Raw genomic sequence first — 15,774 nt, forward strand, 5'->3', positions numbered from 1 at the left:
AATTATTGTTTTAATGGTCTAAAACCATGCTGTCTTCAAGTAGTGCAACTTCGCGCTTCGCTTTACGCTGTAAATACGTTGAAGCGAATACGCCGGATAACGCCCCCACCATACCTGCCATTGTTGGGATAGTTGCTTTTGAGACACCGGATGCCATAGAACGAGCACTACCTGTGCCTGTTATCGCCATAACATCAAACACTTCTATCATGCCAGTTACCGTACCGAGTAAACCTAACAACGGACATAACGCAACCATCACATTAATAAGCGCTAAATTAGCGTTTAATCTCATCCCTGCACGTGAAATAGTGGCTTGGCGTATTTGCTCTGCGTTCCAGCTATTACGCTCATTACGCCCTGTCCAACTTGTTTTAACAGTATGCTTGTAGTGCCTAAAACCATTAAAAAAGTATATAAATCGCTCGAGTATCAATAACCACATCGCGAAGATTAACACTCCGATGACCAATAAAACTTGGCCACCAGTGTCGAGAAAATCACGGATAGCATTGATTGAATCAATCAATAGCACCATGGGTTATGCTCCCTTTTCGCTACGCTCAGCGATAATACCCGCGCTTTGCTCTTGTAAGATAAGTAGCAAGTTTTTAGAGCGTGTATTCAATAAGGTGTATAAAAATACTGTTGGGATAGCCACAACCAAACCAAGTACCGTTGTGACGAGTGCTTGTGAGATACCACCTGCCATTAATTTAGGATCCCCCGTACCAAACAAAGTTATTGCTTGGAAGGTATTAATCATACCCGTTACTGTACCTAGTAAACCTAAAAGCGGTGCAACCACTGAGATAATTTTAATCAGTGTTAAGTTACGTGTAATTTTTGGCATTTCACGTAAAATAGCTTCGCTTAGTTTCAGCTCAAGGGTGTCGTATGCAACAGACGGGTATTGGTCTTTTACTTTCATTACACGACCAAGCGGGTTGTCATCACGTGGTACGTCATCTTTAAGTTGACGACGAATTCTGCCACCCATCAGCATTAACGAAATAAAGCGTTCAATGGCAATTAATAGTGCTAATAAACCAACACCTAGAATCACATAACCCACTGCACCGCCTTGATGTACTTGCTCAGTGGTATCTGGCGCTTGTACAAGTAAACCAAGGATAGAGCCACCTGTTGGGTCAAGTGCAAATTGCACAGTCCCTGATGACGCTTGTTGTAAGTCTGCTGCAGTTGACGTAAAACGTCCTACTGGCTGGCGAGTTAATTCACTTAGCGTATTTGTGCTGGCGTTATATTCTAAATATTTACCTTGTGAAATAAGGTTAAATGCACCAACACGCATAACTTCTTGCTGTGCTTTATTGCCACCTTCAACAATGACATCCGTCGTAAAGCGAGACACTTTACCTTGCTCTGTCATTTCACGTTGCAGCTCGTACCATACTTGTTCAATGTCTTCGATTGATGCAAGCTTAGACGTTGATCCCATTTTTTGAGCCAGATCATCCATAAATTGACCGCGCCCTGGTAATTGGGCAGAAACAACAGAGGTTGCAAACTTATTGCTTGAGTCTCCAGCAACTTGCTGCAGTACACCAAATAACTCTTTCAACGAACCCATTCGTTTAGATAATGTATCCGTTTGATTGGCTAGCTTAATTTCATTTCCTTCAAACAGTGTTTCAAGACGCTCTGATTCAGAAAGCATATTGTTACGCTGTGCTTGAGTATTTTTGAGCATTTGCACTTGATCATTTTGTCGTGCGATAAACTCTTGCTCACGTTGCTTGTTCTCGACCGATTGCTGTGTTTTACCTTGCTCTAAGGTTTTAAGTAATGAATCTAAATCCATAGCATCTGCAGCAAATGTGCTGCCAGCAAAGCCAAGTGTTGCGCCAAATAAAGCGATTTTGGTCATTTTTGTAAAAAGTGTCATTTTTAACCTCTTAATCCGCAGCGTGAACTGGCAGTGTTAACATATCTGGGGCTAGTTGTTTACGTGCTATGCGTAAACCTTTATTAATTTGACTGATTGTTGAATCTGGTAGCGCGACAAAACCATTACTATCTTGATCCCACGAACCTGCTTTTTTACCGTCACGAGTCAGATAAATAAGCTCTAAACGACCGATGCGAAGAAAATCAACTTCACGCTCTTGCCCATCAACATCAAGCAAAGCCGTATACGCTTCAATTGTGCGGCCATAATCTACTTCAACCTGATAGGCTTCTAATACACGACGGAATTTTTCACTTGAGTTAATATCCGCTCTGTCCATCATGGTTTTTAAAGAGGCTAAACGTTTTTCGCGTTCATCAGTAAGAAACGGCACGTCAAGGGCAACAAATTGCTCTAAACCTGTGATCATACGTAGCATTAAAGGGGTAATTTGACGCTCTATAATAGAAACCTGATCCATTGAAAGGCTCAAAGCTTCCATTTCTGACATTTGATTGCTCAGTTGCTTACTTAACTGCGCGTTATAAACAGTTAAACCGTCTATTTCTTTATTAAGGGTTTTAAACTGTTGTAAACGCCCTTGCATTGAATCTGCAATCTTGTCTATTTTTGTTTGTGATTGCGCAGCTGATTTATTAATTTCACTGCTTTTATCGATAACCTTATTTAAATCATTTGCTTGGACTGTCGCACTCATGGCCACAATACCTGCTAAGATCAATGGTTTAACGCCTTTCATCGCATACACCTTTACTCGTTAATTAGCGGATTTGCTAGTTGCTTAATATCAATGCACGAGATTCTATAGGTGAAAAATGACAAGGGTGTTGCGCAAAAAAGTCTATTTCATGACAACCGTCATAATTACAACGTTTAAAGGTATTAATTCTAAGGATAAATAGTAAGAAGGATTTTTTAAGCAGCCGCAGGGAATATATGCTCAGATTAATTGAGGCGTTAAGATTGAGTCAATACGTCACGAATACGTGTAATAACGTCATCCGCATTCGTGTAGTTAATAGCAATTGCATAATATTGATTCTGATAATAAAGCACCAGTGATGGAAAACCATGAACCGGTAATTGCAGAACAAATTGAAGCTCTTGCTGAAATTCCTGATTCAGAAGGTCACTGCCAAATAATTGTAAGAACTCATTGGTATCTATTCCTACTTGTTGAGCAAATGAGAGCAAGTTATCGGCATTAGAGGGGTTTTTAGCTAATAAATAGTAACCTTTTTGAATCGCTTCAAGCATGGCGTGCTCTTTATTAAAGTACCGAGCAGTAATAACAGCACGACATGCCGGGTAAGTACTGCGTCTAGGCTCACAATTACGCCAAAAATCAAAATTAAATTCAGCCCCTGTTTGATCTGAAATTCGTTGCCAAGTCTGCTACAAAAACTTTTGCATACTCATTGCCATGGGCTCATCAGAATCCGGAGCTAGACCGCCAACTTTATAGACAATATCAAGCTCTGTGGCTAAGCGAGCTTGGATCTCTTGCCACGTTTTACTAAAATCCCAACACAAACTACACATAGGCTCATAAACATAGGGTTGCGTTATTATTCATGCTAATTCACCTGACATAACACAATTACGACCTGCGTGCTTAGCGTCATATAAGCACTCATCTGCGCGTTTGACGGCTTGATTAAACTCAGATATTTTATTTACCTGCACAACACCAATACTGCAAGTAATGGTGGTTTTTTGCGTTTGAGTAAACATGATTGTTTGCGTTGAAATATACTCTCTAAATTTATCTGCAACATAAAAAGCGGCATCGGAGTCAATTCTAGGTAATATAACCATGAACTCCTCACCACCATAGCGTACTTTTATATCTGAAGAGCGTAACTGGGATTCAAGAAACGTGCTAAATTCAATAAGAACGTGATCACCAAAATCATGACCAAAGCTATCATTTATATATTTAAAGTTATCAAGATCCATAAGTAAAACTGTAAATGGAAAGTATTGTTCTGGCCGTGACTTAGCAAGCGGTAAAAAATGACTCGTAATAAATCGGCGATTGGCTAAGCCCGTTAGTTGATCTGTGTGTGCATCCTGTTTTTGTAATAGCGTCATATGCGCTATTTCCATATGACTTTTATTCCGAAAATACTCGCCTATAAAGGTAAATAAAAAGACTAAAATAAAAGACGCACTAAAGCGCACTTTTTCCGCATAACCGTATTTAACTTGTCCTATATCAGGGCCATATAGTAAAAAACACGACACACATAGTAAAACCGATACACCGATTAAGCCAATTCTTAAACCCAGCGTTGAAAATGCAACCACTGGGTAGAACATTAACCAATATAATGCCGTATTTTCTTTACCGCCAGTGTAAACAAGCGCGACACATAACATGCAGATAATACCCAGCACAAGCGCAGCAACCGCATTTAAATGCCCAGTACGCATAAAGTAAATTGCACACACTAAAAAAGTAATGTCCGATACGACTAACATGACAGTCAGTGGCTTAGCGTAAATATGATAATTGAGCACAACCAGTGTAGTGACTAAAACCAAAGCAATAGAGATCATAGTAAAAAACGTAAAAGCACGGCGTTGTTTTTCTGCACTATAGACACTTTCTATATTAATCAATTTAAGCCAACTTGGTTGGCTCGTATTCTGTTCAGGCATTATATATCTTTCATTTTTAAATCAGTGAGTTATTAGACTTTAAAACGTAATACCATTTTCTCTAACTCATCAAATTGTAGTTTAAGGTGTGTACATTCAGCTAAAGTATTATTTAAATTAAGCTGTCCTTGCTGTGACAATTCACTGATTGTATGAATATCGCTATCTAATGACTGTATGACGACATTTTGCTCAGTCGTAGCATTAGCAACGCTATGATTAACCTCATCGATTGATTCAATCGTTTTGGTAACTCCCGCCATTTTTTCACCAGCACCATGTGCTTGTTGAACGCTATTTTCACTTTCAATTAAGCTTGCTTTCATTACCGCTACAGCGCTGGCTGACCCTTGTTGTAATTGACTTACGGTGTTTTCAATTTCCTGCGTTGATTGTTGTGTGCGATGCGCCAACTGACGAACTTCATCTGCAACAACAGCAAAACCTCGCCCTGCCTCACCCGCTCGAGCAGCTTCAATTGCAGCGTTAAGAGCCAGTAAGTTCGTTTGCTCACTGACCCCTTTTATAACTTCAAGCACTTGGCCAATGCTTGCTGAATGCTCCGCTAAGCTATTAATTGTGGCTTGTGCTTTTTCCATATTTTCAGATAACACATTAATCGCATTAATGTTATCAGTTAATGATTGCTGGCTTTGTACTGATTGCGAATTTGCTTCACTGGCTAGATTTGAGGCATTACTCGCACTGTTCGATATTTCAACCGCACTAGAAGAGAGTTGATTAATTGCAGTAGCCACATTATCTGTACGTTTGGTTTGATCGCCATACATATTAAGGGTTGACTGCGTTTGATCTACTAAACTCTCAACTGAACGTTCAAGTTCTATCGTTGTCGTTTTAACCTGCTCAATGGATGTGTGTATTTTATCAATAAAGGCATTAAAGTAACCTGAGAGTTCACCAAATTCATCATTATTTTCAATAACTAAACGGCGAGTTAAATCACCTTCACCTTGTGCTATATCTTTTATTGCGTCATTTAAACGATGCATAGGCCGCATTAAATAACGCAAAGAAAACTGCATCATTAATACAATAGCAGTGATCCCTAGCAACATATAAATCGCGGCCATATTGCGAAATGAATCAACAGAAGAAAATGCGATGCTTTTATCAATCACAACACCAAGATACCAGTCAACATTTTCAATGCCTTTAATTCGTGTAAATGACACAAGATGCTCTACACCATTAATATCTAATTCTACAAATTGAGGATCGAGAGTAAGTTTCTCACCTAGTAAATCAACCATTGATTTATCATTATATTGGGTCTGAGGGTGACTTAAAATACGCCCATCGCTATCGAGTAAAAAACCATAACCGAATCCTAAAAAATCTATTTCGTTAACAATTTTAGTAATGGTTTTCATATCAATATCAGCACCGGCTACCCCAGTGAAGCGCCCTGCAATAGTAATAGGCGCAACAGCAGATATAGTTAGCTCATTGGTAGTAACATCAATATAAGGGGTCGTAAATGCGGTTGTTGTTTTGTTTTCAACTAATTTATACCATGGTCGAGTTGTTGCGTCATAATCTGCGGGAAGCTGAATCGTTTGATCATTTAAAACAAATGTACCATCCGGTTTGCCAATATATGTATTTTTAAACCCACCAGCCATTTCAGCAGTATTTAATTGCGATAACGTGAGTGATTTTGCGTCATTCTCTTGATGTGTTTTAGCAACCGCTAAAACAATAGCTAACTTATCATTAAGCCAATTAGCTATATTTTGTGAAACTGATTGTGAGCTTTCTTGTAAAACAAGGGATAATTGCTGTTGCGTTTGTGTACGCATTGAAATGAAGTTATTTATAGTAAATAAACCAAGAACTAACACCAGCACAATTGACGCTGCGATCGTGACTTTAGTTGTAAATTTGAGAGAGCTTTGCATGGCAAACCTATTTTAATTTATTATTTTTATTAACAAATGACTTTGTAACAAAAATAGACCTATTTGTCTTATATAATTGTATTTAGTAACGACAATACAGTTAAAAACAATAATAAAGGATGATTAAATAGCTAACTGTGTTATCAATCCAGGTATTTAATAAGTATAGAATTAAAATAGAAATATGAAATAAAGTAACAAAAAAGGGGCTAATTATAGCCCCTTTTAACATTCGGAAACTTAAAGTAATGTTTGGTAATTATTCCACTCGCGTACAAGATTGATATTTAAATTACTTTCAAAGTTCTGCCATTGCCACGTTTTACCATCATTAGGGTCTAACTGTGCATTTAACTTAATGAGTAAATCACGGTGCTTATTCTTTTCAAGCCAATGTATAAAAAAAGCAGTTGTTTTATAACCATCGTTATAATTACCGCCAATTTTTCGTTGTGACATATCAACGTAGCCTGCTTTTATACGAACAACATCTGCAATGCCTTCAATAAGTGGTCCTATGTTTTTATAGTTTGCATCATCAAGTTGATAGGCATGCGCAATTTCATGATACAAAACGCCAATCAATTCATCCGCCATAGCGCGTTTACCATGATCAGCTTGATACTTTTTCAGGTATTGCGCACTAATGTGAATTTTAGCACCACTAAAGTCACCTTCTTTGAACGCAACGCCATCCATATCTTCAAGACTAATTGCTAAAGTAGGTAACGCAGGTGCATTCGCTTGGTATTTATAAAGTAAGCGGGCAACATTATAGCTAACTTGTTGTACTAGCTCAGTGGTCAAATCACTCCACTGCGATAATTGCTCAGAACTTGTATTAGTAAGCGTAACCGCTGGTAAATAAAACTGTTGCCATTGAATATCAGCGTTAAACTGCACGGGTTTTAATTGCTCGCTCACTGGTGTTTTAGCCATCACATTCGCACTCAACAGTAGAGTTATCAATGTTGACGCTGATAATGATTTTTTAGCAAAAGAAGTCACTTTCTATTCCTTATATTTACTAAGTGCAGGTGGGCGTGCTGAATGAGCTGTACCCCATGTTTTATTTGGTTTATCACCCATTTGGTAACGTAGTTCTCCACCATTGATTATTTCTGCATGCATTAAATAGTTACGTGTAAGTGGCTTACCATTGAGTGTTACTGATTGAATGTATAAATTTTCTTCGCTGATATCTTTAGCGAACGTTGTAAAACTTTTCCCTTTTGCGAGCTTTAAGGTCACTTTTTCTACTTGCGGAGCACCTATCGCGTAACTTAAATCACCCGGTGCCACTGGGTAAAAACCCATTGCCGAGAAAATATACCACGCTGACATTTGGCCAACATCATCATTACCTGCTAAACCGTCAGGCTTATCTGAGCTAAGTGTATCCATTATTTGGCGAATACGCTCTTGCGTGCGCCACGGTTTACCTGCGTAATTATATAAATAAGCAATATGATGACTTGGCTCATTACCATGGGCATAGTTGCCTATTAGCCCTGCAATATCTTCATGTTCTTTGATCATGTCAGCTGAAAGGTGAGTGTCAAAAAGTGCATCTAAACGGCCTTCAAACTTATCGTCGCCTCCCATTAAGTCAATCAAACCTGCAACGTCATGCGGAACATAAAAGCTGTATTGATTTGAATTACCTTCTGTAAATGGCCCCATGTATTTTGCAGCTTCAGGATTAAAATCAGGATTCCAATTACCTTTACTATCTTTGCCACGCATGTAACCTGTTTGTTTATCAAATACATTTTTGTAGTTCATTGCACGAGCATAATATTCTTTTGCAAGCTGCTTTTTACCCATAGCGTTAAACATTTGCGCAATTGCAAAATCATCGTAAGCGTATTCTAATGTGATTGATACTGACTCAGGCAATACATCCATTGGCACATAGCCAAATTTTTTGTATTGAGGGATAGCATCATAAACCGGATTATTGGCAGTATTAATTGTTGCTTCAACGGCTAAATCAATATCAAAGTCACGAATGCCTTTAAGGTACGCATCTGCAATAACGGACACTGCATGATAGCCTATCATAGTCCATGTTTCGTGGCCGTGGAATGACCAAATTGGCAACATATTTTCATAACTTTGCTGATAATGAACCAGCATTGATTGCACCATTGATGATACGCGATCAGGGTCGATTATCGTAAGTAGTGGATGAAGTGCACGATAAGTATCCCATAAACTAAATAAGGTGTAATGCTCAAACCCTTTACCTTCATGGATTTCACCATCAACGCCACGATACTGACCATTTACATCCTGATAAATATTGGGTGCTTGAAGCGCATGGTATAACGCGGTGTAAAACTGACGCTTTTGGCTTTTTGTGCCTTCGACATCGACTTTATCTAAATAGGTTGCCCATTGTGCTTTTGCGTCAGCTCTTGTTTTATCAAAATCCCAGTGTGGCAGCTCTGTTTTCAAGTTTTCAAGTGCATTGCTTCTGCTCACAGCAGATAAACCCACTTTTATATAAAGCGGCTCATCTTTTAGACCATCAAAACTGGCAACAAACTTAACGGCTTTACCCGCTGCAATTTTCACTGCTTTATTTTCAATTGTTGAATGTTTTTCTTTGCCTAAACAATCCATACAGCGGTAACGTTTATCATCTTCATTAATAAAGTTATACTCACTGATTGGTTTTGAAAATTCGATAGCAAAATACATCTGGCGGTTATTTGCCCAGCCATTCGTTGCACGATAAGCAACCAGTGTATGATCATCAATTAATCGAATGTCACTCCAAATTACTTTGTTTTCAAAATTATATATTGCAGCGGTTAAATCAATTAAAACATGCCCTGCATCAGCGTCATTGAACGTATATTTATGCATACCAACGCGTTGCGAGGCGGTAACTTGAGCTGTAATGTTATAGTCTTGTAGTTCAACGCCATAGTAGCCTGGCTCTGACCACTCTTTATCGTGCGAAAAACGAGAACGATAGCCTGCCTCAGGATTTTCAGCGCTACCTGGTGTGGTTTTAATCTCACCGGTCATGGGCATGATCAACAAATCCCCCAGATCAGAATGCCCAGTGCCTGAAAAATGCGTATGCGAAAAACCAACAATAGTGTGATCATCATAATGATAACCTGCACAACGTTTGTATATTTCAGGCTGCGGTGATACCCCGCGCATCGGATTATCTGTATCTGGACTCAATTGCACCATTCCAAATGGGACCACTGCACCTGGAAACAAATGACCATCTCCACCTGTCCCTATAAACGTGTCTACCCATTGGGTATTTGAGTGCTGTGTTGCATACGTATTTAGACTCACTAAACTGCCACACAGCAACAGAGAAGTGTAGAAAGACGCTTTCATAGTCGTTCCTTTTTAATTAATTATTGATTTTTGGATCGTTCCAGTGAACTTATAATAACGCGCTATTGAATACGTATTCAATAGAAAATAGGTAAATTTGTAAAATAATTGCGATTGATGAAAGGAAGTACTTTTTTCAGGTAATAAAAAATGCACTTACACAGCGTGTAAATGCATTTTTTTAAATCATTTTATACAATTTTAACTAATTTTTTGTTGCCATACATTACTTAATCTAACAACATTCATGCCATACCAAGCGATAAATACATAGCAGATTGCAGGAACCAAAAAGCTAATTTGTATGTTTACAACATCAGCAATAACACCTTGTAATAATGGGATAAGCGCACCACCAACAATCGCTAAGCATAACCAGCCAGAGCCTTTGCTCGTTAGTGAGCCCAGCCCCTCGATAGCAACTGAAAATATTGTAGGGAACATAATTGAGTTAAATAAACCAATGGCAAGCACGGCATACAACGCAATATTCCCCTCAGTGAATACCGTCACTAACAACAATGCGATTACTGCACACGCATTGAAAAGTAACGCTTTAGATGGCGCTATTTTTTGTAATAAAGCAGAACCAATAAAACGTCCCACCATCGCACCGCCCCAATAGTAGGCAATGAGTTTAGCTGCATCATGCTCTTCAAGCCCTGCTATGTGTGCTTCGCCAAAAAAGTTAACCAAAAAGCTGCCAATCGCGACCTCAGCCCCGACATAACAAAAAATAGCCACGACACCCATAATCAAATGTGGCGCTTGTGTTAAAGAATGATCTTTTGCTTTGCAGTTAAAATCTTCTTTATGTGATTTAATCTCTGGTAATTTTAAAAAAGCAAAAACAACGGCAATTGTCATTAATGCCGCTGCAAGCATAAGGTAAGGGACTTTTACAGATTCAGCTGACGCTGCATTGACAGTTAATGAGCCCGCTGCGCCAAAAAACAAAATTCCGCCAACCCATGGACCAATTGTGGTTCCAAGAGAGTTAAGCGCTTGGGCTAAGTTCAAACGCGATGATGCTGTTTTGTCAGGCCCTAAAGCTGCAACATAAGGGTTTGCTGATACCTGTAAAACAGTAATACCACCAGCAAGAACAAACAAGGCGGTTAAAAATAACCAATATTCATGAACAACAACCGCTGGGTAGAACAACATACAACCCGCAGAGGCAACTATCAGCCCCGTTAATACTCCTTTTTTATAGCCAAATTTATTAACCAACATACCCGCAGGTAAAGACACAATAAAGTAAGCGCCAAAGAAACAAAATTGTACCAGCATCGCTTCAGTGTAACTTAAATCGAATACCCCTTTTAATCGTGGGATTAATACGTCATTAAGAACGGTAATAAAACCCCAAAGAAAAAATAGGGTTGTCATTGCCGTCAATGGCAGCAGGTAATTTTTATTTGACTGCGGTTCATTGGTGGCAAAGTTTTGATTTGTATTTATTTCACTCACGTGATTTTCACTCCATTAACAAGTTATCTCTGATTCTACACACTGCAACAAGAAGATCACAAACTTTTATTTGGATCGTTCCATATTTTTTATTTAATGGTATAGTTATTTAACTAATTTAATTAACTTGAAGTGGATATAGATGTTGGCTAATTTCCAAAGCTGTGATTTTTTACAAGAACATATCAAAACAACCTTAAATTTTTATCACCCACATTGTGTTGATAAACAAGATCAGGGTGGCTTTTACCACTTCTATAAAGACGATGGCACCATTTATGATAGACAGACACGTCATCTAGTCTCTAGTACGCGTTTTGTATTTAACTATGCAATGGCTTATTTAGAATTCGCCGACGAGCGTTATTTACCATTAATACAACATGGTCTAGACCACTTAGAAAATGCACATAAACAATCCTCTGGTGGCTATGCTTGGTTAATAAAAAGCGACGACAACAAAGATCTGCATATTGTTGATGATACAAACCATTGCTATGGGCTTGCGTTTGTACTATTGGCAAACGCAGTAGCATTAAAAGCTGGTTTTAGTGAGTGTAAACACACCATTGAGCGTGTATGGCAATTGCTCGAAAGCAAATACTATCAGTCTAAATATAATGCCTATTTAGATGAAATTAACGGTGACTTTTCTATTGTGGATGAGTACCGTGGGCAAAATGCTAACATGCATTTATGCGAAGCGCTGCTAATGTGTTACGAAGCAACGCAAGACAAACAATACTTAAACCGTGCAGAAACACTCGCCCTTACTTTTACAATAAAAAATGCCAGCAGAGAAAATGGACTCGTTTGGGAGCATTACAATAGCCAGTGGCAAATTGATTGGCAATACAATTTAGATGATCCTAAACACCTGTTTCGCCCGTGGGGATTTCAACCCGGCCATCAAACCGAATGGTCAAAGTTGCTATTAATTTTAAATCGACACAAACCACAGGCATGGCTTATAGAACGTGCCGAGCACCTTTTTAATACCGCAATGGAGCATGCATGGGATAACACCTATGGTGGTATATGCTATGGCTTTGCTCCAGATGGCAGTATTTGTGATGATGATAAATACTTTTGGGTACAAGCTGAATCATTTGCAGCTGCCGCACTGCTCGCGCAGGCAACAGGTAATGAAAAATACTGGCACTGGTATGATAAAATTTGGCAATACAGTTGGCAGCACATGGTTGATCATACCCATGGAGCTTGGTATCGAATTTTAACCAACGACAATAAAGCATACAATGACGAAAAATCCCCAGCCGGTAAAACAGATTACCATACAATGGGAGCATGCTATGAAGTGTTACGTGCGTTCAAATTAGCAAAAGGTGGTGAAGCATGAGTTTAGTGTGTTTTGGTGAAGCATTAATCGATTTTTTATCTGATGGGAAAAACCCTGAATCATTTACTAAATATGCAGGCGGAGCACCTGCAAATGTTGCTGTTGCCGCAGCTAAACTTGGTTTAAAAAGTAGCTTTTGTGGCATGCTAGGTCAAGATATGTTTGGTGAGTTTCTAGAGCAACAATTTACAAGCTTAGGTGTAAATACGCAGTATTGTAAATTTACTAACAAAGCCAAAACAGCGCTGGCTTTTGTATCTCTTGATGAGCACGCTGAACGTAGCTTTAGCTTTTATCGCCCACCAGCGGCTGATTTGTTATTTAAAGTAGACGACTTTAATTCTGCCATGTTTACAGAGCACGCGTTATTTCATGTGTGTAGTAATAGTCTAACTGAGCATAATATATATCAAACCACCATATATGGCTTAACACAGGCTAAAAAAGCGGGGGCTATTTGTAGTTTTGATATGAACTTACGGGAAAATTTATGGCCAAGCTTACGCTATACTGTTGAACGAATTTGGCATGTTATTTCTCTTTGCGACATTGTTAAATTATCAAAAGAAGAACTTGAATTTTTAAATAAAAATAGCCACAAAGATCATGATCTCGAACATACTATTTCTGCCGTACTTGAAGCAGGTGTAACCTGCCTGCTTATAACTGATGGCGGTGCACCAATTCACTATTGCCACAGCACATATCGCGGCCAGGTTATGCCACCTAAAACGAAAGTTGTCGACACCACAGCAGCTGGCGATGCATTCATTGGCGGGTTCCTATCGCAAATAGGCATTAAATGTGTAAATAAAAAAGCATTTAAACTACTTTGCGCTGAACAATCAAATATCACCAATGCCGTGAGCTTTGCTGCCAGTGCCGGCGCATTTGCAGTCAGTAAATATGGTGCATTTTCCTCATTACCAACCGCAGCCGATCTGCCCCAACAATAACTAAAACCTTACAGCGTGTGTATCAACGCACACGCTTTTCAACACTAATTGAAGATACCCAACCCACTGTTCGTAAATTAAAATACGATTAAATGTAATCCTGAAACCAAACTCAAATAGTTTCGCCTAGCCTGCAAAGATACTTTTATGCTATCGTCTTGATAACAAACATCAAAAAACGTACTTTCGTAGTGCAAAAAGGAATTTATTAATGAATGCAAAATTACTTACGGGTTGTGCAATTGCTGTTGCGGCTGGGGTATTAATCTATACACAAACTGAAACTTCATCAGCCTCAATTGAACTTGCACAACTTGATTACGTCCCTGCTGACACCCCTTTATTTTACGGTCAGTTAAAGCCTTTTCCATACAGTAAATACTTTGACTTACTCCCAGAGCAAATGAAAGGTGCAGACGATTTAACACCGTTAATCGAAAATTTAACAACGAACAATAATAAAAACGCACAGTTTTTAGCATCGCTTCTTACACAATACCAAGCATCTCTGAGCTCTTATGATGCTCTAAAAGCAGCTTGGGGATTCGCAGACGACTATAAAGGCTTGGCCTATACAATTGGCTTAATGCCCGTGTTGCGCTATCAATTAGACGATGAAACTGCATTATTTAATACAATAAATAGCTCCGCGGATAAAGCAGGGATTAACTTTACAACGAAAACCATCGAAGGAGTTGACTACACTACGTATCCTTTAGTATTTGAAGATGATATTACGATAAACCTAATTGTGTCAGTTAAAGACAAGTGGGCCACAATTACGTTTGATACAAAACTCAATACCTCTGACGATTTACGCCTTGCGTTAGCAATTGATAAACCAAGTAAATCGCTAACACAAACCAATAAGCTTAATAATTACATTGCTAAATATTCATTCGATGGCCACTCAGTTGCTTATATAGATCATGTTGAAATTGCCAATGCTATTACCGCCAAAACACCATCACGTTTAGGTGACATGCTTGATGAACTGCTGCAACAATTAGGCAACCCTCAAGCTTTTGACATTGCAAGAACACCGCAGTGTCAAAATGACATTACCAACCTTGTTAGTTATTGGCCGGCATCAGTAACAGGTAGCACGTACATACAAGTAACAAACTCTGATGCTCACTTTAAAGCGGATGCTATTTTACAAAGCACAGCGACTGATATTATTAAGACATTAAAATCTGTTCGTGGTTTTGTGCCTGAACATACAACACAACTTGACGGCCAAATGCTAAGCTTTGCTTATGGCGCGGATATTTCAAAAATTCCACCGCTTATTAATATACTTTCAAGTGCATTTAAAAAAGCTGAATTCGAATGTGCCCCTCTTGTTGACTTACAACAACAAACGCAAGACACAAATTTAGCTGCACTATCAATGATGACCGCTATGGCCAATGGTATTCAAGGTGTGAGCTTAAGTGTTCAAGATCTTGTTTTAGAAGCTGATGCAAATCAGCAGCCACAACTAAAAGCTTTCGATGCACTAATCACACTTTCAGCAACAGATCCTGATAATTTACTTTTTACTGCTAAAGGGTTTTTACCTGCATTAGCAGATATTGAAATACCAGAGAACGGAGATGCTGTTAGTATCAATACTGCAATTCCTTATCCTTTACCTGCTAGCCTTGATATTAAATTAGCTAAAAAAGGGAAACATCTTGTTTTATTCACTGGTGAAAAGTCAGCGACTATTGCAAATACATTATCAGAGCAAGCGCTTGAAAAAAATGGATTTTTAAATACCGCAGTTGATCTTAATTCATTAATGACGCCGGTCATCAACGTATTTAAAATGACAGGACAAGTGCTCCCTGAACAACTTGATCAGTTAAAAAATCAAACCATGTCTGTCTACTTTGCTACGGATATAAAAGATGAAGGGATTGTTGTTAATTCAGAGATCAAAATTACTAAAGAGTAATTTTAATTAAATAAAAAGGGGCATTGATTGCCCCTTTTATTTAATCTTCTATTAGGGCGTGTTGACCTTTGTGGATTGAAATTTGTTCAACCTAGGGGCGATTTAATCGCGGCGCGAGGTTTGTAACCTAGCGGGCTAAGTAAAAACCGAGCAAA

At 38.7% G+C, this 15,774-nt stretch carries 13 protein-coding genes; 3 read left to right on the top strand and 10 right to left on the bottom strand.

Annotated elements, in window-relative coordinates:
* Positions 1–10: 10 nt before the first annotated feature.
* From A7967_RS07160 to A7967_RS07200, 10 genes are all read right to left on the bottom strand, one after another.
* Positions 11–538: a MotA/TolQ/ExbB proton channel family protein gene (locus A7967_RS07160; protein ID WP_054203712.1), complete on the bottom strand. Its 528-nt coding sequence runs from the start codon at positions 536–538 to the stop codon at positions 11–13.
* Positions 539–541: 3 nt separating this feature from the next.
* Positions 542–1,909, bottom strand: coding sequence for a MotA/TolQ/ExbB proton channel family protein (locus A7967_RS07165; RefSeq protein WP_054203713.1), 1,368 nt, complete (start codon positions 1,907–1,909; stop codon positions 542–544).
* Between the two features lie 10 nt (positions 1,910–1,919).
* Complete coding sequence (locus A7967_RS07170) at positions 1,920–2,672, bottom strand: DUF3450 domain-containing protein (RefSeq protein WP_054203714.1); 753 nt, start codon at positions 2,670–2,672, stop codon at positions 1,920–1,922.
* A gap of 218 nt (positions 2,673–2,890) precedes the next feature.
* Positions 2,891–3,313, bottom strand: coding sequence for a DsbA family protein (locus tag A7967_RS07175; RefSeq protein ID WP_331458687.1), 423 nt, complete (start codon positions 3,311–3,313; stop codon positions 2,891–2,893).
* Between the two features lie 15 nt (positions 3,314–3,328).
* Positions 3,329–3,475 carry a hypothetical protein gene (locus A7967_RS23620; RefSeq protein WP_316244659.1) on the bottom strand — a complete coding sequence of 49 codons (147 nt, stop codon included), beginning with the start codon at positions 3,473–3,475 and terminating at the stop codon, positions 3,329–3,331.
* Positions 3,476–3,505: 30 nt separating this feature from the next.
* Complete coding sequence (locus A7967_RS07180; RefSeq protein ID WP_054203715.1) at positions 3,506–4,597, bottom strand: GGDEF domain-containing protein; 1,092 nt, start codon at positions 4,595–4,597, stop codon at positions 3,506–3,508.
* A 32-nt stretch (positions 4,598–4,629) separates the two neighbouring features.
* A complete protein-coding gene (locus A7967_RS07185) occupies positions 4,630–6,519 on the bottom strand; it encodes a methyl-accepting chemotaxis protein (RefSeq protein WP_054203716.1) in 1,890 nt (629 codons plus the stop codon).
* Positions 6,520–6,759: 240 nt separating this feature from the next.
* Positions 6,760–7,527 carry a basic secretory protein-like protein gene (locus A7967_RS07190; RefSeq protein WP_231658968.1) on the bottom strand — a complete coding sequence of 256 codons (768 nt, stop codon included), beginning with the start codon at positions 7,525–7,527 and terminating at the stop codon, positions 6,760–6,762.
* Between the two features lie 3 nt (positions 7,528–7,530).
* Entirely contained in the window at positions 7,531–9,888 is a 2,358-nt protein-coding gene (locus tag A7967_RS07195; RefSeq protein WP_064435568.1) for a GH92 family glycosyl hydrolase, read from the bottom strand.
* Positions 9,889–10,089: 201 nt separating this feature from the next.
* Positions 10,090–11,361 (bottom strand): sugar MFS transporter, encoded by a 1,272-nt coding sequence (locus A7967_RS07200; RefSeq protein ID WP_054203718.1) that lies wholly within the window; start codon positions 11,359–11,361, stop codon positions 10,090–10,092.
* Between the two features lie 142 nt (positions 11,362–11,503).
* Here A7967_RS07200 and A7967_RS07205 point away from each other — a divergent pair, with 142 nt between their 5' ends.
* The 3 genes from A7967_RS07205 (at position 11,504) to A7967_RS07215 (ending at position 15,619) form a co-directional block, all read left to right on the top strand.
* A complete protein-coding gene (locus A7967_RS07205) occupies positions 11,504–12,721 on the top strand; it encodes an AGE family epimerase/isomerase (protein ID WP_054203719.1) in 1,218 nt (405 codons plus the stop codon).
* Positions 12,718–13,677, top strand: a complete 960-nt coding sequence (locus tag A7967_RS07210; RefSeq protein WP_054203720.1) for a carbohydrate kinase family protein — start codon at positions 12,718–12,720, stop codon at positions 13,675–13,677. Before A7967_RS07205 ends, A7967_RS07210 begins: the two co-directional genes overlap by 4 nt.
* Positions 13,678–13,888: 211 nt before the next feature.
* The gene (locus tag A7967_RS07215; protein ID WP_054203721.1) at positions 13,889–15,619 is read left to right on the top strand and encodes a hypothetical protein; all 1,731 of its coding nucleotides are present in this window, start codon (positions 13,889–13,891) and stop codon (positions 15,617–15,619) included.
* Positions 15,620–15,774 lie beyond the last annotated feature (155 nt).

The organism is Pseudoalteromonas neustonica (assembly GCF_001653135.1).
In the GTDB taxonomy this organism is placed as follows: Bacteria; Pseudomonadota; Gammaproteobacteria; order Enterobacterales; family Alteromonadaceae; genus Pseudoalteromonas; species Pseudoalteromonas neustonica.

What these genes read in the sequence shown, in the direction of transcription:
- A7967_RS07205 (WP_054203719.1), top strand. Translation starts at nt 11,504, where the DNA reads ATGTTGGCTAATTTCCAAAGCTGTGATTTTTTACAAGAACATATCAAA.
- A7967_RS07185 (WP_054203716.1), bottom strand. Translation starts at nt 6,519, where the DNA reads ATGCAAAGCTCTCTCAAATTTACAACTAAAGTCACGATCGCAGCGTCA.
- A7967_RS07170 (WP_054203714.1), bottom strand. Translation starts at nt 2,672, where the DNA reads ATGAAAGGCGTTAAACCATTGATCTTAGCAGGTATTGTGGCCATGAGT.
- A7967_RS07180 (WP_054203715.1), bottom strand. Translation starts at nt 4,597, where the DNA reads ATGCCTGAACAGAATACGAGCCAACCAAGTTGGCTTAAATTGATTAAT.
- A7967_RS07160 (WP_054203712.1), bottom strand. Translation starts at nt 538, where the DNA reads ATGGTGCTATTGATTGATTCAATCAATGCTATCCGTGATTTTCTCGAC.
- A7967_RS07215 (WP_054203721.1), top strand. Translation starts at nt 13,889, where the DNA reads ATGAATGCAAAATTACTTACGGGTTGTGCAATTGCTGTTGCGGCTGGG.
- A7967_RS07165 (WP_054203713.1), bottom strand. Translation starts at nt 1,909, where the DNA reads ATGACACTTTTTACAAAAATGACCAAAATCGCTTTATTTGGCGCAACA.
- A7967_RS07195 (WP_064435568.1), bottom strand. Translation starts at nt 9,888, where the DNA reads ATGAAAGCGTCTTTCTACACTTCTCTGTTGCTGTGTGGCAGTTTAGTG.
- A7967_RS23620 (WP_316244659.1), bottom strand. Translation starts at nt 3,475, where the DNA reads ATGTGTAGTTTGTGTTGGGATTTTAGTAAAACGTGGCAAGAGATCCAA.
- A7967_RS07210 (WP_054203720.1), top strand. Translation starts at nt 12,718, where the DNA reads ATGAGTTTAGTGTGTTTTGGTGAAGCATTAATCGATTTTTTATCTGAT.